We start from the raw sequence: 16,329 nt of genomic DNA on the forward strand, positions 1-16,329 counted from the left end.
CATGCATGAACGGGGTGGTGCGCAGCGGTTTGGCTTTGCGTGCGTCATCCGTGCATCACGCCTAGCAATAGCGTGACCACGAAGACCACGAGGAAGATGTAGAACAGGATCTTGGCGATTTCGGCCGCGCCCGCGGCGATGCCGGTGAAGCCGAACACAGCGGCAATGATCGCGATGATGAAAATCACGATGGCGTAGTGAAGCATGGCGTAGTCCTCCTTGTGGGCGGATGTGCTGCGCTATGTCGCGCCTGCATCGGTGCTAGCGCAAGCAGCGGACCTGATGGCGGACACATAGGCAGGCACAAATGACCGGGCACGCGACGTGCTGGACAGTGGCCACCTTTGACACCGTGGAGGACTTCCTCATGAAACGCCTGATTGCCCTCTTTCTCGTTACCGCTTCGCTGGCAGCGCTTTCGGCCTGCAACACGATGGCGGGTGCCGGCGAGGACGTTTCCGCGGGCGGCCACGCCCTCACGAACTCCGCGGAAAAGGCCAAGTAATCGCGTCTGGCATCGATCGGTCAGCGACGAAGATGCGGCCGCTTCGCACATCACATGCGGGGCGGCCGCGCGCGCAAACGTGGCGCAATGACGCGAGGCGCGTCACCGGGACAGGACGAACTCAGGAGGACGTGCGGCGACGGTCGTCGAAGAGGAACGACAAACCCACGCTACCGAGAATCAGCACGGTCGCGACGACGGTGCCACTCGTGACCGGCTCGCCGAGCAGCAGCGCGCCGAGCGCGACGGCAACAACGGGATTCACGTACATGCAACTGCTCGCAACGAGCGGGCTGGTATTGCGGATCAGATAGCCATAGGCGACGTAGGCCGCCATCGTGCCGATGAACATCAGGTAGAAGAACGCCACGAGCGGCAGAACGTGCAACTCGCCCATGCGTTCGCCGCTGATCCACGCGACCGAGGTCGAAATGGCGCCGCCGAGGCCGATTTGCAGCGCCGTCGCGATGAACAGATCGGTAGGCAACCTGAGCTTGCCCGCCAGATGTGCGCCGATCGCCCAGAAGAGCGCGCCACACAGAATCGCGAGGCTGCCGCCCGCCGAACCCGCAGCACCGCCGCCATGACTCAGGATCGCAATGCCGACGAGACCGAGCGCGACCGCAGCCCATTCGGCCTTCGCCACGCGCCGCCCGGTCACCGCCGAGATCACGGTCGCGAAGAGCGGCACTGTGGCGACCATCACGGCCGCCGTGCCAGTGCCCACGGTCCGCATGCCGTAAGCGAGCATGCCGCTCGACAGGCCCACGAGCAGCGTGCCCACCACGCCCGCGTTGCGCACTTCGAGGAGGGTCGGCATGACGGGTCGCCGGCGCATGGCAAAGACGAACAACCCGATCCCGGCAAGCAGATTGCGCAAGCCGGAGAGCAGCAGCGGCGGGAACGATTCGAGCGCAACCTTCACGCCGAGATACGTCGAGCCCCAGACGAAGTAGACGACCGCGAGCGAGAGCGCGACGCGCCCGGCGCGCGACTGCGGCAACCGAACGCCGCGCACGAAACGCCATAGCGCGGCGGCGGCCTGAAGGACCGTTGACATGAAAGATTGGGGGTTCACGCGGGAAGGCAAACGGGGAGGCATCGTCATTTTGCCGCGGCACGTGAAGGGCAGAACCGCGGGCGCCCCGGCGGCAAGGCGGCGGGACGGGTGAAGCTCGACGGCATGGTGCAGATGCGCAAGAACGCGAAAAAGGACGGAGTGCGAAGGACACCCGGGACGGGCGAATCGCATTATGCAACAACGCCGGTCGTCGCGGATGCTTTCAGGATGCTTTATGCGCGGTGTGTCGTTGTGTTCGCGTCACAGTGCGAAGCGCGAGCCGGAATGGCCGATCGCGCACCCTATCGCGGTGCTGCGACAGCGTCGCGCCAGGTTTGTGAGATCGTGCTAGCATGGTCGAATCTTTCGTTTAACTTTCATTTACTTCATTTCTAACACGCCGTTCGCCATGTTTTTGCTTGTTTCGCGTCCCGTCCCCGTCTTGCCGCCGCGCAGTTTGCGCAGCGCGCGGGCGCGTGCGCGAGCCGGCCGCGAGCGAACGGCGGCGCGGCCGCTGTCCACCCGAGCGCGCGCCCTGCCTCCCCTGTCCGCCCCGCTTACCGCCGCCCGGCGTCCGCACTGAACCTGCCTCCCCAAGCCATCGGAGCCGTTCGGTCGGGCTCCGGGCCGATCCGTTGCGCCCCGCTGCGGCCCGCGCGCCATTTCGCCCGCCAGCCCTCGCCCGTCCCTCGACTTTCATCTGGATCGCAAGGAGAACCGTCATGTCGAAAAAAATCCGCTACCTCACCGAACTCGACGTCGCCCGCCTCGAGAAATGCGCCGCTGAACCCGGCGCCGCACCGGCCCGTCAAACCATGCTCGACGAACTGCTCGAACACGCCGTAATCGTGGAGCCGCGCGACGTCGCCGCCAATGTCGTGACGATGAACTCGCAGGTGACGCTCGTGGACGAGCGCAACGGCGAAGCCCTCACGTACACCGTCGTCTATCCCCATGAGGCGAACGTCGACGCCGGGCGGCTGAACGTGTTCTCGCCAGCGGGACTCGCACTGCTCGGCGCCAAACGTGGCAACGCCGTGCGCTTCACGACGCCGGGCGGCGCGGTCGAAACACTGAAGATCGAACGCATCCTGTTTCAGCCCGAAGCCTCGAAGGATTTCACGTTGTAAGTTCCGCGCGCGTGACACATCTCGCGCGCAAAGGCACTTGCCAGATCGTCGCAGCGCGGTGTATCGTTTGGCCTTGCTTACGCGGGGGTCCTGCGTTATGCGCCGCATCGAACGAAAGTCGTGCTGCGTATTTCGCGGGTGAGAAATACCCTTTGAACCTGATCTGGATAATGCCAGCGCAGGGAAGCGTCCGGACTTCGCAACATCGCTCAACGCCTCATCCATCACAGCGAAGTCCGTCCACGTTCCGTCTCGTCTCCTGCTAAGCCGCTGTTCCCACTTTGCATTGCATGGAGAGAGAGACGCATGAACGCGAATCCGAAGTTCATTTCCGCCAACGCGCACGTCGACGAAGCCGCGATCGCGCCGCTGCCCAATTCCCGCAAGATCTACGTGACCGGCTCGCAGCCCGATATCCGCGTGCCGATGCGCGAAATCACGCAGGCGGATACGCCCACGGGCTTCGGCGGCGAGAAGAACCCGCCGATCTACGTCTACGACACCTCGGGTCCGTACACCGATCCGGAAGCGAAGATCGACATTCGTGCGGGCCTGCCCGCGCTGCGCCAGAGCTGGATCGAAAAGCGCGGCGACACCGAAGCGCTGCCGGGCCTCTCCTCCGAATACGGCCGCGAGCGCGCCGCCGACCCCGCAACGGCCGAGTTGCGTTTCCCAGGCCTGCATCGCACGCCGCGCCGCGCGAAGGCCGGCAAGAACGTCACGCAGATGCACTACGCGCGTCAAGGCATCATCACGCCGGAAATGGAGTACATCGCGATTCGCGAGAACCAGCGCCGCGCCGAGTATCTGGAAAGCCTCAAGGCCAGCGGCCCGAACGGTGCGAAGCTCGCCGCGATGATGGGTCGCCAGCATCCGGGCCAGGCGTTCGGCGCAGCGGCTTTCGGCGCGAATGCCCTTCAGGCGATCACGCCCGAGTTCGTGCGCGAGGAAATCGCTCGCGGACGCGCGATCATCCCGGCGAACATCAACCACCCGGAAAGCGAGCCGATGATCATCGGCCGCAACTTCCTCGTGAAGATCAACGCGAACATCGGCAATTCGGCGGTCACGTCGTCGATTGGCGAGGAAGTCGACAAGATGACGTGGGCAATCCGCTGGGGCGGCGACACGGTCATGGATCTTTCGACCGGCAAGCACATTCACGAAACGCGCGAGTGGATCATCCGCAACTCGCCGGTGCCGATCGGCACGGTGCCGATTTACCAGGCGCTCGAAAAGGTCAACGGCAAGGCCGAAGACCTCACGTGGGAGATGTTCCGCGACACGCTCATTGAACAGGCCGAGCAAGGCGTGGACTACTTCACGATCCACGCGGGCGTGCGCCTGCAATACGTGCCGCTCACCGCGAACCGCATGACGGGTATCGTCTCGCGCGGCGGCTCGATCATGGCCAAGTGGTGCCTCGCGCATCACAAGGAGTCCTTCATTTATGAGCATTTCGAAGAGATCTGCGAAATCATGAAGGAATACGACGTGAGCTTCTCGCTCGGCGACGGCCTGCGCCCCGGCTCGATCTACGACGCCAACGACGAAGCGCAACTCGGCGAACTGAAGACGCTCGGCGAACTCACGCAGATCGCGTGGAAGCACGACGTGCAGGTGATGATCGAAGGCCCGGGCCACGTGCCGATGCAGCTCATCAAGGAGAACATGGATCTCCAGCTCGACTGGTGCAAGGAAGCGCCCTTCTACACGCTCGGGCCGCTCACCACCGACATCGCGCCGGGCTACGACCACATCACTTCGGGCATCGGCGCTGCGATGATCGGCTGGTTCGGCACGGCCATGCTCTGCTATGTCACGCCGAAGGAACACCTGGGCTTGCCGAACAAGGACGACGTGAAGGAAGGCATCATCACGTACAAGCTCGCGGCGCATGCGGCCGATCTTGCGAAGGGTCATCCGGGCGCGCAGGTGCGCGACAACGCGTTGTCGAAGGCGCGCTTCGAGTTCCGCTGGGAAGACCAGTTCAACCTCGGTCTCGATCCAGACAAGGCGCGCGAGTTCCACGACGAAACGCTGCCGAAGGACTCGGCCAAGGTGGCGCATTTCTGCTCGATGTGCGGCCCGCACTTCTGCTCGATGAAGATCACCCAGGACGTGCGCGACTTCGCCGCGAAGCAAGGCGTGAGCGACGACGAAGCCCTGAAAAAAGGCATGGAAGTGAAGGCGGTCGAGTTCATCAAGCAAGGCGCCGAGATTTATCAGCGCCAGTAAGCTCACCGTGTCCCAGGCGGGCCCTTGCGGCCCGCCGATACATTTTCTAACGACTCCCACAACTCTCTGACAAGCGCACACACCCGGATACGGGTTGGCTGCCTAGGATGAGGGTATTGAAGGCGCGGCGTGTGCGCGAAGCGCAGGTCGCACCTCACACTCAAACGCACTATGCGTAGGGAGTCGACCCATGACAACACTCAAACGCGCAGGCATGCTGCTCACGGTAACGACACTCGTCGCCGTGCTGGGCAGCCTGACTGCATGCGACAACATGTCGAGACGCGACCGCGATACGGTCATTGGCGCGGGCGTGGGCGGTGTGGCCGGCGCTGCGATTGGCGGCAATGCACTCTCCACCGTGGGCGGCGCGGCAGTCGGCGGCTTGATCGGCAATCAGGTTGGCAAGTAAGCATCAAGGCAAGCACTAAGGCCTAAGGCCGGACGAACCGACGATGCGGCTACGCGTTTAGCCTCACGATCGATGCGACGGCACGCAACAGTATCGACACGACAGGCAACACGCCATTCAAGGCGTGCATCAGGGAAGGATGCGCGGCGCAGACCCTCACGGGCTGCGCCGCGTTTGCGTGGGTCAAGCGTCAACGCTCGCGCGACGTGAAACATGCGCTTGAACGATTCGCTTGAAACATTCCGTTAACGAGCCGCAACGCAAAACCCACGGGTACGGCGTAAGCTCGAACGATCAAACGGCCTGAGCCTGAACGCGATAACCCTGCGCGGCCGTTCGCCATTCGCGGAGCCCGCCATGAAACGTCCGTTAGTGCTTGTGATCGCCGCCGCGACCCTGCTCCCCGCGCTTTCCGGCTGCTACTACTACGCCCCCTACGGCTACCCGCCCTACTACTACGGCACCGTGCCCGTAGCCGCCACCCAGCAGGAAACCGCAGTCGTGCAAACCGCGCCAAACCCCGCGCCACTCGCCGTGCCCGACGCACAGTATCCCGGTCCGCTCTATTCCACGCAGCCCGTTGCGATCGCCGTGCCTGCGTGGCCCGCTTATCCGGCTTATCCGGCCGCCTACCCCGCGTATTACCCTTACCCCGCGTACGGCTGGGGCTGGGGCGCGCCCGCCGTCTCATTCGGCTTCGGCTACTGGAGCGGCGGCGGCGGACACAGGCATCACTGACATCGACGCTCACACGCGAAACCACGACGCGAAGTGCACCGCAAAACGGTGCCGGACCGTACTTTCCCTCCTTGACGCTCCCGTTTCGTTATCTATCCTCCAAGTGGGCTAGCGGGGATTGAAGCACCGCCTTAACTCGGCCGTCTGGCCGGGCACCGAACTCCACAGCCGACGACGCGCCCCGGCGCACGCTGCCGCATTGCTGCGCCGATAACGAACCAGCATAAAGGAGACGTGATGTTCCACCAGCTGCTGACCCCTATCGGCAATTCGCTGCTGTTTTCGTTTCTCATCGCCGTGCTGCCCATTGTCACCGTGCTGGCCCTGCTGGGCTGGGCGCGGCGGCCCGCATGGCAAGCCTCGCTCGCAGGACTCGTAGTCGGCCTGATCGTCGCGATCGCCGGCTGGCAGTTTCCAGTCAATCTCGCGATCAGCGCGGTGCTCGCGGGCGTGGTGTTCGCGCTATGGCCGGTGATGTGGATCGTCGTCACGGCGATCCTGCTCTACAACATCGCGCTGCGCTCAGGCCGTTTCGCGGCGTTCCGCATGTGGCTGCTCGACAATCTGCCCAATGACCGGCGCATCGTGCTCGTCGTGGTCGGCTTCTCGTTCGGCGCGCTGTTCGAAGGGATTTCCGGCTTCGGCACGCCCGTCGCCATCACGAGTTCGCTGCTCATCATGCTCGGCTTCCCGGCACTCGAAGCCCTGACCTTCACGCTTATCTTCAATACGGCGCCTGTGGCGTTCGGCGCGCTCGGCGTGCCGATCACCGTGCTCGGCGCCGTGACGCACCTGCCCGCCGACCTGCTCGGCCAGATGGTCGGCCGCCAGCTGCCGTTCTTCGCGTTGCTGCTGCCGTTCTACGTAATCGCGATCTATGCGGGCGTGAGCAGCATGCTGCGCATCTGGCCGGTGCTGCTCGTCGCGGGCGGCAGCTTCGCCCTCACGCAGTTCGTCACGGCCAACTACATCAACTACAGCCTCACCGACGTGCTCTCGTCGCTCGTCTCGCTGATCCTCACCATCCTGTTCCTGCGCGTATGGAAGCCTGTACCCGATCCGCGCTTCGCCATCAAGGTCGATCGCGCGAAGGAAACGCGCGGCGCCGTGACGGGTGCACAGGGCTGGTATCCGTGGATCATCGTCGCGGCCGTGGTGATCATCTGGACCGTCGCGAAGATCTTTACGATCGGCGACGTGAAAGTGCCGTGGCCGGGCCTCGACAAGGCCGTGTTCATCACGCTCTACAACACGCCCTATGGCGCGATCTGGGACTTCCAGCCGCTCGCCACCGGCACGGCGATCCTCGTTGCGGCCATCATCACCGCGTTCGTCGTGCGCCTGAAGCCCGCCGATTTCGGCAGCGCGATCGTCGATACCTGGGGGCAGACGCGCATCGCCATCCTCACGGTCGCGACCATCGTCGGGCTCGCGTTCCTCATGAACTACTCGGGGCTCACCTATACGCTCGGTCTCGGCGTGGCTTCGGTCGGCGCGCTCTTCCCGCTGGTTTCAGCCTTTCTCGGCTGGGTCGCGGTGTTCCTCTCGGGCAGCGACACGTCGGGCAATGCGCTGTTCGGCAACCTGCAGGTGGTGGCCGCGAAACAGCTCAACCTCAATCCCATCCTGATGGCGGCGACGAATTCGTCGGGCGGCGTCATGGGCAAGATGATCTCGCCGCAAAACATCTCAACCGGCGTCGCCACCACGGACCTCAAGGGCCAGGAAGGCCATGTGTTCGCGAAGACCTTCAAGCACTCGATCCTGTTGACGGTGCTGCTCGGCATCCTCGTGTGGCTGCAGCAGAACGTGTTCACCTGGATGATTCCGCACTGAGCCGAAGCGCGCCTGCATGAAAAAACCCGCCTGCGCGGCGAAGCGCAGGCGGGTTTTTCTTTTGCCACACAAGCCAGCGATTGCTGGCTTGAGCGCAAGTCTTAATGCAGTTCGTCGACCACGAGGCTCATGATCTCCTGCGCCGGGCGCGACGAGTCGATCTGGCCGCTGTCGTCAACGATCGCAATGCGCGTCTGGTTGTCCGTCACGGCGCGCACGTTGAGCTTGTACTGCTTGGCGATCTTTTCCTTGCGGCCGTGGAAGATCTGGTTCCAGAAGCCCTGTTCGTCCGAGCTCAGATCCTTCGGATCGACGTAGCGCACGTAGTAGATGCCCTTCGTGCGATCGCGGTCGTCCACCGTGAAGTTGGCGCGATCGAGCGCAATGCCCACGCGCACCCAGGCGCGGTCGTACGGCTCGCCGAGCGTGAGTTCGGTCGACGTGTACTGACCCGACGTACCCTGTGCGCCCGATTTCGAGCCGCTGCCCGATTGCTGACCGACGGCGGCGACGTTTTGCGCGGCCACGGCGGCCGCGGCGGCATCCGGAGCCTTCGACTTCGCGTCGCTGCCCTTGCTGTTGGCCTTGGCGTCGGCTTCGGCTGCGACCTGCGCGTCGGGCACGCCCGGCTTCGCATTCGCGAGCGTCATCATGAGGCGCTTGAGGTACTCGGCTTCGAGCGCCGGGTCATTGGGCTTCGGCACCCACTTGCTGGAGTCGTTATTGGTGCCCGAAAGCTGTTCGCTCAGCCCCTTCTGGCTGATGAACACGTAGGTGCCGCCCGTAGGCGACGTTTCGAGGCGCGTGCGGTACTTGTTGCGCTCGGCCGTCACGTACGAGTTGCCCGTGGCCCACGACAGCGTGTTGCGGATCAAACCGTCGCTGATCTTCGGATGGGTTTCGTTCCAGTCCGTTTCCATCACGCCCTTGTCGCGCTGGTCGACGACGAGCAGGAAGCCCTGTTCCTGCCAGAAGCGGCGCACCTGCGCCCAGACCTGGTCGGGCGTGCGGCTGTCGATGACAAGCCAGCTTTCCGTGCCGTCACGCTGGATATGCATGCCCGGTACTTGCGGGACCACCTGGCTCTGGTCGGACTGCGGCGCCGCGGCCTGGGTCTCCTTGAGCGAAGACAGCGAGGTTTCGCCGCCCTGCGGCGCGAGCGAGCGCTGGTCAGACGCTTCGTCGAGCATGTTCGGCGGCACAGCGAGCGAGGACTGCTTCGCCTTGGCGTCACTACGGTAATCGATCTTGCCTGGCGTCGGCGAGCTGCAGCCGGCGACCAGCCCGCCCGCCATCAGAAGCGCAAGCGCGCGTGCGGCAAGACGTTGATGAAAATCACTCATGTTCGGGTAATCCCTTCGGCTACGCCACGGCCAGTTTCCGTGGATCAACCAAACATTTTACCGGTCCGGCGGCCCGATGTGCAAAAACCACGGAGTCGCACTGAATCCGGGTCCAGCTTCAGCCGCGGCGAAGCTCGCGCGACCGTACCCGTGACACCTAAAACCCGCCTATCCGTAACAATCATCCACATTTGATTCGGCACGACGAACCTGCTAAATCGCCAGCAAATCCCTTTTAGATCAATGCCCTAACTCGAAGCCACGTCAAGACGCCCTTTTGCGCTGCGCCGCCCTTCCGGTCTGAGACGCTTGCGAGAACGACCCCGGTGCTAATTTCACAGCGAAATCTCAAAAAAAGAGCGTCATAAAAAGCAGGACCGGAGAGCGTCATGAAAACTTGCAGCCTCACTCAGGCGGGCCGCGCCGCGGCCCTCGCCTGCGCGCTCAGTTGCACGAGCTTCGCCGCCACACCCGCTCGCGCCGCGCTCGGCGACACCGCAGCGGTGCCGGCCGGCGCCACGCAGCGCGTTGTCGGCGGCGGCGCGGCGCGCGTCGTCAGCGATGTCGACGACGGCGGCACGACCATCAACGAATATGTGGGGAACGCCACCGGCACGGTTTTCGCGTACACGTGGCAGGGGCCGGCTCAGCCCAACGTGGAGACGCTGCTGGGCCGTTACGCAGCGGACTGGCGCAGCGCCGCCGCGGCGCTTCACGCCGCCGGCCGCGACGGCCTGCATGCCGCGCGCGTGGACGGCGCGCAGGTCGTGGTGGAGACGGCCGGCCACATGCGCGCTTACGTGGGGCGCATGTGGCTGCCCGCCGCGCTGCCCGTGGGCGTAAGCGTTGGGGACCTGCAATGAAGGCCCGCACCCAGCGCCGATCGCACGCGCCCGGCATCGGTCAGAGCGTCGCCATCATCGTGCTGTGCACCTTGCTGACGGCTTGTGGCGGCGGCGGGAGCAGTGGCACCGCCGCCGCGAGCACAGGCGCCAGCGTACCCGCTAGCGCCCCGTCGTCGGCAAGTGCGGCAAGCCCCGCGAGCACGCCGTCGACCACCAGCACGAGCGGCACGGTGCCGCAATCGACCACGCCCAACGTCGTGGCCGTCACAGTCGGCCCGACGGCCACCTCGACGCGCAACATGCTGATGGCGAGCGTCACGGTTTGCGTGCCGGGCACCACGAACTGCGCGAGCGTCGCCAACGTGCAGGTCGATACCGGCTCGCAGGGCCTGCGCCTGCTGGCTACCGCGCTGCCAGCGGGCTTCGCGTTGCCCGCCGTGCCAGCCGGCACGGGCGCCGACATCGCGGGAGAATGCGCCGTGTTCGGTACGGGCTACACGTGGGGGACGGTGCGCAGCGCCGACGTGAAACTCGCGGGCGAAGTGGCCGCCGCCCTGCCGATCCAGCTGATCGCCGACCCGGCCGTGCCCGCCTCCGCACCGGCCGGCTGCGCCGGCAGCGGTCTCGCGATGAACAGCGCCACCACGCTGCGCTCGAACGGCATCCTCGGCGTGGGACCGTTCAGCGCCGACTGCGGCGCGACCTGCGTGAGGGCGGCAGCCACGCCGTGGTACTACGCGTGCCCGGCGAGCGGCTGCACGGCGAGCGCGCAACCGCTCGCGCAGCAGGTCAGCAACCCGGTGGCGGCCTTTGCCACCGACAACAACGGCGTGGTCATCGACCTGCCTGCCGTGGCGGACAGCGGCGCCTCCGAAGTAAGCGGGTCGATGATTTTCGGCATCGGCTCGCAGGCGAACAATGCGCTCGGCAGCGCAAGCGTGCTGCGCGCGAACTCGGGCACCGGCTACGTGAAGACGACGACATCGGACGGCACCGTGTACTCGCTGAGCTATCTCGACACCGGCTCGAACGCGCTCTACTTCAACAGCGCGACGATGACGCGCTGCGGCTTCTGGTATTGCCCGAGCTCGCCCGCAAACTTCGGCGCGACGATAGCCGGCATCGACGGCGTGGGCGCTTCGGTGACCTTCTCCGTGGCAAATTCGACCACACTCTTCGCCACCGGCAACTGGGCATTCGGCAATCTGGCCGGCTACAACGCGAGCGCGTTCGGCTGGGGGCTGCCGTTCTTCTTCGGACGGCGCGTGTTCACGGCGATCGCCTCGCAGGTCACGCCTGCCGGCAATGGTCCGTTCTTCGCGTTCTGAGCGCGCCGGCGGCGGCAACGGCCGTCACAAACGACGAAGGCCTCTAGCGAGGCCTTCCTGCGCGCAGATTGCGCGAACGGCGAAACGGCACGGCAAACCGCGTGAATTCGCCTTAGTCGTTCGCGGCGTTCGGGTCGGGCGTGGTCTTTGCGAGCCGCGCCGGCGCGAGCCAGCGGAACGTCGCGAGGCCCGATTCGTTGAAGGTGCACTCCGCTGCCGCCGGTGTCACCGCGGCCTTCTTGATGCCGAGTTTCGCAGCCAGCGCCGCAACCGGCGTGGTCGGCTTGCCCCCCGCGACGCCGTCCTGACCGACGGGAGCCGTCGGAACCGAAATCGTGCCGGGCAGCGCTCCGGCCTGCACCGACGGTGCCGTGATCGTCGGCGCCGCCATGGCGGTCTGCCCGGTCGCCGATACGGTTGCCGATGCAGCCGAAGCCGCCGACGCAGATGGCGCCGACGCAGCCACAGCGGCCGACGCCGCGCCGTTCTCGAGCCGCCCTTCGATCACCACGCGCGCGCCACGATACGTCGTCGCGCTATGCGTGACCTTCAGGTCGCCGAGCGTCGTATCGGCAAGGCGGTTACGCATCTCCTCTTCGCAGGTGCTGGTGTTGCGGTACTGCGCCGCGCATCCCGCGAGCAGGGTGACGGCGGCCGCGAGGCCGACGAAGCAGGCGTTACGTTTGTTCATTGCTCATCCGTTTTTCAGGCTGCGGCAATTGTAGCGTACGGGGCGGGGAATCCCTTACGGCGCTCGCCCCCGCGCGCGACCCTGCTATCATCGCCGCTGTATATCCGTACAGTGCCGCGCGTGCTTCCCGACTCTCCCGATCCGTTTTACTACCTCGCGAACTTCGAGCGCGCGCTAGCGTGGCTCGAGGCACGCTGCGCCGACCTGTTCGACGCCGCCGAGCGCCGCTTCGCCGATGATTTCGCCCGCATGCCCCAGGCGTCGCGTGCGCTCTTCGTGCGCATGCTGATGCGCAAGGGGCCCCATTTCCGCGCAAGCCGTCTCGCGTACGGCGAAATCGGCTGCCCGCGCGACGCAGCGGCCCCGCTCGTTGCGGCGGGTTGGCTCGACGCGGCGCCCCTGCTCGATCTCGACTCGCTCGCCGCGCTCGTGACGAAAGCCGAACTGCAGGCGCTCGCCGCGCACCTTGGCGTCGCGCTGGAACCGCGCGCCACGCGCGCGGCCTCGCTCGAAGCGCTCGAGGCGCACTACGCCGCCGCGCCCGACCCGCGCGACTGGCATGGGTGGTTTCCGTCCTCGCCCGACACCGTGCTGCTGTTCGCGAGCGCCCCGCTCTGCGAGCGCCTGCGCCTCATGTTCTTCGGCAACCTGCATCAGGACTGGTCGGAGTTCGTGCTTGCCGACCTCGGCGTCTATCGCTACGAAAGCGTGCCCTTCGATCGCGACTCGCGCGCGTTCCAGCGACGTGAAGACATCGACACGTATCTCGCGCTGCGCGATTGCCGCGACGGCCTCGACAGCACCACCCAGGACTTCGACGCCGCCATCGCTATCGGCACGACACTCGATGCGCTCGACGCGCTGGCCCCGCGCACGCATGCCAACGCGTGGCTGCGCGCTCGCCACGACAAGCTGCGTCACGCCACAGGGCTCGCGGCCGAGCGCGCGGGCGAACCCGAACTCGCGTGGCGCGCTTATCTGAACTGCGGCCATCCTGAATCGCGCTACCGCCGCGTGCGCGTGCTCGAACAGCTAAGCCGCCGCGAGGAAGCGCTCGCGCTCGCGCAGACCATTGCCGATGCGCCTGCAAACGAAGAGGAAGCGCAGCGCGCCGCGCGCACACTCGGGCGTCTCGCGCGCACGCGAGCGAAGTCGAAACTGAGCACCGAGCCGGGCTTCGTGCAGCTTGAACTCACGCTGCCGGCGGCGCCCGGGGAACTCTGCGTGGAGGAAGCCGCACGTCTCTCGCTCGCTACGCCGCAGGCGCCGGTGTTTTACGTCGAGAACACGCTGATCAACGCCCTCTTCGGCCTGCTCTGCTGGCCCGCGCTGTTCGCGCCGCTGCCCGGCGCATTCTTCCATCCGTTCCAGCGCGGGCCCGCCGATCTGCACGCCGCTGATTTCGTCGCACGCCGTGCTTCGCACTTCGAAGCATGTCTCGCCGAACTCGAAACGCACACCTACCGCGACTCGATCCAGCGGCGCTATGCACAAAAGGCCGGCATCCAGTCGCCCTTCGTCGCGTGGCCCGCACTGAGCGACGAACTGCTCGCACTGGCGCTCGATTGCTTTCCCGCCGCGCATCTGCGCTTGTGGTTCGAGCGGCTGCTGCGCGAACCCGTTGTCAACCGTTCGGGCCTGCCCGATCTCGTGCGCTTCTGGCCGCACGAACGGCGCTATGAACTGATCGAGGTGAAAGGCCCCGGCGACCGCCTGCAGGACAACCAGCGTCGCTGGCTTGCCTATTGTGCGCAGCACGACATGCCGGTTTCCGTGTTGCAGGTGCGCTGGCCCGATCTGGCTGACGAGACCGACGAAAACGCTGCATCGGCGTTGCGCGCGCCATGAGCTACACCGTCGCCGTGCGCACGCTGTGCGAGTTCACCGCGAAGCGCGGCGACCTCGACTTGCGTTTCACGCCCTCGCCCGATGCAAGCGACGGTCGCGCCGGCCACGCGGCCATCGCCGCGAGGCGTGCGCCCGGCTACGAAACCGAGATCGCGCTCTCCGGCACGTTCGAATCGCTCACCGTGCGCGGCCGCGCCGACGGCTACGATCCCGCGCGCCGCAGGCTCGAAGAATTCAAGACCTATCGCGGCGACCTCGAAGCGATGCGCGAAAATCAGCGTGCGCTTCACTGGGCGCAGTTGCGCGTCTACGGTGCGCTCCTCTGCGACACGCTCGGCCTCGAGGCGCTCGAACTCGCTTTGGTGTACTACGACATCGGTTCGGGCCGCGAGACGGCGCTGGTCGAGCAGGCGAGCGCGTCGGAACTGCGCGCCGCGTTCGAAACGCAATGCCGCCGCTTCGTCGCTTGGGCCGAGCAGGAATACGCGCACCGCACCGCGCGCGACGCCGCGCTGGCCGCGCTGTGCCTACCGCACCCGCATTTTCGCGCCGGCCAGCGCGATCTCGCCGAAGCCGTCTGGCGCGCGGCCACGCAGGGGCGATGTTTGCTCGCGCAGGCGCCTACCGGCATCGGCAAAACCATCGGCACGCTCTTTCCGCAGTTGAAGGCTTGCCCGCGCGCGGCCATCGACAAAGTCGTGTTTCTGAGCGCGAAAAGCTCAGGCCGCCAGTTGGCGCTCGATGCGCTCGCCACGCTGACCACCGCACCCGAGCAGGCCACCGACAATACGCAGCGAACGACCCTCCCCTTGCGAGTGCTCGAACTCGTTGCGCGCGAGAAGGCTTGCGAGCATCCCGAAGCGGCATGTCATGGCGAATCCTGCCCGCTCGCGCGCGGCTTTTACGACCGCCTGCCGGCCGCGCGCGCGGCGGCGCTCGAACGCGTGCGGCTCGATCGCGCAGCACTGCGCGCGGTGGCGGGCGAGCACGCCGTCTGCCCTTACTACCTTGGCCAGGAACTGGCGCGCTGGAGCGACGCGATCGTCGGCGACTACAACTACTGGTTCGACGCGAGCGCCATGCTGTTCATGCTCGCCGCGCACAACCAGTGGCGCGCGAGCGTGCTCGTGGACGAAGCGCACAACCTGCCCGAGCGCGCCCGCGCGATGTACTCGGCGGAACTCGTGCAAACGCGCATCGACACCGTGCGCCGAGCCGCGAGCGCACCGCTCAAGCGCGCGCTCGCGCGGCTACAGAAGCTTTGGAATGCGCAAAACGCGGTACAGCCCGACGCCTGGCGCGCAAGCGACACCTTGCCCGAAGGCCTCGTCGCCGCGCTCGGCGAAGTAATCGGCGCGATTGGCGATCAGCTCGCCGAGCCCGCGCTCGTGCGCGACCCCGAACTCGAACGCTTCTATTTCGACGCCCTGCACTTCACGCGCATTGCCGAACGCTTCGATACGCATTCGCTCTTCGACGTCACGCCGCTTGCGCAGCAGAGCGCGCGCCGCCCGCGCTCGACGATCGCGATCCGCAATATCGTGCCCGCGAATGCGTTGCGCCCACGGATCGCCACGGCGCACAGCATGACGCTCTTTTCGGCGACGCTCTCGCCCACGCACTACTACAGCGACATGCTCGGCCTGCCCGCCAACACGGTGAGCATCGACATCGACACGCCGTTTCGCGCCGAGCAGCTCGACGTCCACATCGCCCGCCATATCTCGACGCGTTTCAAGGACCGCGAGCGTTCGCTCGAAGCGCTGGTCGCGCGCGTATCGGCGCAATACGCCGAGCGCCCCGGCAACTATCTATGCTTTTTCAGCAGCTACGACTATCTGCAGCAAGCCGCCGATGTGTTCATGGCGCGCCATCCGCAAGTGGACGTGTGGCTTCAGTCGCGCACGATGGACGAAGCGGGCCAGCAGGCCTTCGTCGCGCGCTTCGTGGAAGGCGGCTGCGGCATTGGCTTCGCGGTGCTCGGCGGCGCGTTCGGCGAAGGCATCGATCTGCCTGGCACGCGCCTCATCGGCACATTCATCGCCACGCTCGGCATGCCTCAGGTGAACGCCCTGAACGAGGCAATGCGCGCATGCATGGATACGCTTTACGGCGATGGCTTCGATTACACGTACCTGATTCCGGGCTTGCGCAAGGTCGTGCAAGCCGCGGGCCGCGTGATCCGTACCGAACACGATCGCGGTGTCGTGCATCTGCTGGACGACCGCTTTGCGCAGCCCGGGGTGCGTGCGCTGCTGCCGGCGTGGTGGCGCATCGCTTCCAGTTGATCTGGATTCCTTATCGTATCCGCATGAAGAAAGCTGGCACACCTTTCGGTGCGCCAGCCGTTTTTCA

General features: G+C 65.8%; 15 protein-coding genes and 1 riboswitch. Of the genes, 10 read left to right on the plus strand and 5 right to left on the minus strand.

What is annotated here, in order from left to right:
* Positions 1 to 44: 44 nt before the first annotated feature.
* Complete coding sequence (locus U5A57_RS06085) at positions 45 to 206, minus strand: DUF1328 family protein (protein WP_321909044.1); 162 nt, start codon at positions 204 to 206, stop codon at positions 45 to 47.
* A 161-nt stretch (positions 207 to 367) separates the two neighbouring features.
* On the opposite strand from U5A57_RS06085, the gene U5A57_RS06090 reads away from it, so the two are divergent.
* Positions 368 to 505 carry an entericidin A/B family lipoprotein gene (locus tag U5A57_RS06090; protein ID WP_042264962.1) on the plus strand — a complete coding sequence of 46 codons (138 nt, stop codon included), beginning with the start codon at positions 368 to 370 and terminating at the stop codon, positions 503 to 505.
* 121 nt (positions 506 to 626) lie between these two features.
* Here the strand turns inward: U5A57_RS06090 and U5A57_RS06095 are convergent, their stop codons facing one another.
* Positions 627 to 1,565: an EamA family transporter gene (locus tag U5A57_RS06095; protein WP_321909045.1), complete on the minus strand. Its 939-nt coding sequence runs from the start codon at positions 1,563 to 1,565 to the stop codon at positions 627 to 629.
* Between the two features lie 722 nt (positions 1,566 to 2,287).
* Between U5A57_RS06095 and U5A57_RS06100 the strand changes: the two genes are divergently transcribed.
* The 5 genes from U5A57_RS06100 (at position 2,288) to U5A57_RS06120 (ending at position 7,919) form a co-directional block, all read left to right on the plus strand.
* Complete coding sequence (locus tag U5A57_RS06100) at positions 2,288 to 2,695, plus strand: GreA/GreB family elongation factor (RefSeq protein WP_321909046.1); 408 nt, start codon at positions 2,288 to 2,290, stop codon at positions 2,693 to 2,695.
* Between the two features lie 73 nt (positions 2,696 to 2,768).
* A riboswitch (TPP riboswitch) is annotated at positions 2,769 to 2,898 on the plus strand.
* 103 nt (positions 2,899 to 3,001) lie between these two features.
* Positions 3,002 to 4,933, plus strand: coding sequence for a phosphomethylpyrimidine synthase ThiC (gene thiC, locus U5A57_RS06105; RefSeq protein ID WP_321909047.1), 1,932 nt, complete (start codon positions 3,002 to 3,004; stop codon positions 4,931 to 4,933).
* Between the two features lie 190 nt (positions 4,934 to 5,123).
* Entirely contained in the window at positions 5,124 to 5,345 is a 222-nt protein-coding gene (locus U5A57_RS06110) for a glycine zipper 2TM domain-containing protein (protein WP_321909049.1), read from the plus strand.
* 357 nt (positions 5,346 to 5,702) lie between these two features.
* On the plus strand, positions 5,703 to 6,083 hold the full coding sequence (locus U5A57_RS06115) for a hypothetical protein (protein ID WP_321909050.1): 381 nt from the start codon (positions 5,703 to 5,705) through the stop codon (positions 6,081 to 6,083).
* Between the two features lie 237 nt (positions 6,084 to 6,320).
* Positions 6,321 to 7,919, plus strand: coding sequence for an L-lactate permease (locus tag U5A57_RS06120; protein WP_321909051.1), 1,599 nt, complete (start codon positions 6,321 to 6,323; stop codon positions 7,917 to 7,919).
* Between the two features lie 101 nt (positions 7,920 to 8,020).
* Here U5A57_RS06120 and bamC read toward each other — a convergent pair whose 3' ends face one another.
* On the minus strand, positions 8,021 to 9,262 hold the full coding sequence (bamC, locus tag U5A57_RS06125; protein ID WP_321909053.1) for an outer membrane protein assembly factor BamC: 1,242 nt from the start codon (positions 9,260 to 9,262) through the stop codon (positions 8,021 to 8,023).
* 389 nt (positions 9,263 to 9,651) lie between these two features.
* Here bamC and U5A57_RS06130 point away from each other — a divergent pair, with 389 nt between their 5' ends.
* Positions 9,652 to 10,125, plus strand: coding sequence for a DUF2844 domain-containing protein (locus U5A57_RS06130; protein ID WP_321909055.1), 474 nt, complete (start codon positions 9,652 to 9,654; stop codon positions 10,123 to 10,125).
* A gap of 40 nt (positions 10,126 to 10,165) precedes the next feature.
* Here U5A57_RS06130 and U5A57_RS06135 read toward each other — a convergent pair whose 3' ends face one another.
* Positions 10,166 to 10,426: a hypothetical protein gene (locus tag U5A57_RS06135; protein WP_321909056.1), complete on the minus strand. Its 261-nt coding sequence runs from the start codon at positions 10,424 to 10,426 to the stop codon at positions 10,166 to 10,168.
* Between U5A57_RS06135 and U5A57_RS06140 the strand changes: the two genes are divergently transcribed.
* Positions 10,407 to 11,435: a DUF3443 domain-containing protein gene (locus tag U5A57_RS06140; RefSeq protein ID WP_321909058.1), complete on the plus strand. Its 1,029-nt coding sequence runs from the start codon at positions 10,407 to 10,409 to the stop codon at positions 11,433 to 11,435. The two genes, U5A57_RS06135 and U5A57_RS06140, sit on opposite strands and share 20 nt — an antisense overlap.
* Before the next feature lie 112 nt (positions 11,436 to 11,547).
* On the opposite strand, the gene U5A57_RS06145 is transcribed toward U5A57_RS06140, so the two are convergent.
* Positions 11,548 to 12,126: a hypothetical protein gene (locus tag U5A57_RS06145; protein WP_321909059.1), complete on the minus strand. Its 579-nt coding sequence runs from the start codon at positions 12,124 to 12,126 to the stop codon at positions 11,548 to 11,550.
* A gap of 120 nt (positions 12,127 to 12,246) precedes the next feature.
* Between U5A57_RS06145 and U5A57_RS06150 the strand changes: the two genes are divergently transcribed.
* Both U5A57_RS06150 and U5A57_RS06155 read left to right on the plus strand, forming a co-directional pair.
* The gene (locus U5A57_RS06150) at positions 12,247 to 13,974 is read left to right on the plus strand and encodes a VRR-NUC domain-containing protein (protein ID WP_321909060.1); all 1,728 of its coding nucleotides are present in this window, start codon (positions 12,247 to 12,249) and stop codon (positions 13,972 to 13,974) included.
* Positions 13,971 to 16,262 (plus strand): ATP-dependent DNA helicase, encoded by a 2,292-nt coding sequence (locus U5A57_RS06155; protein ID WP_321909063.1) that lies wholly within the window; start codon positions 13,971 to 13,973, stop codon positions 16,260 to 16,262. The genes U5A57_RS06150 and U5A57_RS06155 overlap by 4 nt, the downstream gene beginning before the upstream one ends.
* Positions 16,263 to 16,329 lie beyond the last annotated feature (67 nt).

Source organism: Paraburkholderia sp. J11-2 (assembly GCF_905220185.1).
Taxonomy (GTDB): Bacteria; Pseudomonadota; Gammaproteobacteria; order Burkholderiales; family Burkholderiaceae; genus Paraburkholderia.

Excerpts from the sequence above, each read along its gene's own strand:
- U5A57_RS06145 (WP_321909059.1), bottom strand. The coding sequence starts at position 12,126 with ATGAACAAACGTAACGCCTGCTTCGTCGGCCTCGCGGCCGCCGTCACC.
- U5A57_RS06090 (WP_042264962.1), top strand. The coding sequence starts at position 368 with ATGAAACGCCTGATTGCCCTCTTTCTCGTTACCGCTTCGCTGGCAGCG.
- thiC (WP_321909047.1), top strand. The coding sequence starts at position 3,002 with ATGAACGCGAATCCGAAGTTCATTTCCGCCAACGCGCACGTCGACGAA.
- U5A57_RS06140 (WP_321909058.1), top strand. The coding sequence starts at position 10,407 with ATGCTGATGGCGAGCGTCACGGTTTGCGTGCCGGGCACCACGAACTGC.
- U5A57_RS06100 (WP_321909046.1), top strand. The coding sequence starts at position 2,288 with ATGTCGAAAAAAATCCGCTACCTCACCGAACTCGACGTCGCCCGCCTC.
- U5A57_RS06095 (WP_321909045.1), bottom strand. The coding sequence starts at position 1,565 with ATGTCAACGGTCCTTCAGGCCGCCGCCGCGCTATGGCGTTTCGTGCGC.
- U5A57_RS06120 (WP_321909051.1), top strand. The coding sequence starts at position 6,321 with ATGTTCCACCAGCTGCTGACCCCTATCGGCAATTCGCTGCTGTTTTCG.
- U5A57_RS06130 (WP_321909055.1), top strand. The coding sequence starts at position 9,652 with ATGAAAACTTGCAGCCTCACTCAGGCGGGCCGCGCCGCGGCCCTCGCC.
- bamC (WP_321909053.1), bottom strand. The coding sequence starts at position 9,262 with ATGAGTGATTTTCATCAACGTCTTGCCGCACGCGCGCTTGCGCTTCTG.
- U5A57_RS06110 (WP_321909049.1), top strand. The coding sequence starts at position 5,124 with ATGACAACACTCAAACGCGCAGGCATGCTGCTCACGGTAACGACACTC.
- U5A57_RS06085 (WP_321909044.1), bottom strand. The coding sequence starts at position 206 with ATGCTTCACTACGCCATCGTGATTTTCATCATCGCGATCATTGCCGCT.
- U5A57_RS06115 (WP_321909050.1), top strand. The coding sequence starts at position 5,703 with ATGAAACGTCCGTTAGTGCTTGTGATCGCCGCCGCGACCCTGCTCCCC.
- U5A57_RS06155 (WP_321909063.1), top strand. The coding sequence starts at position 13,971 with ATGAGCTACACCGTCGCCGTGCGCACGCTGTGCGAGTTCACCGCGAAG.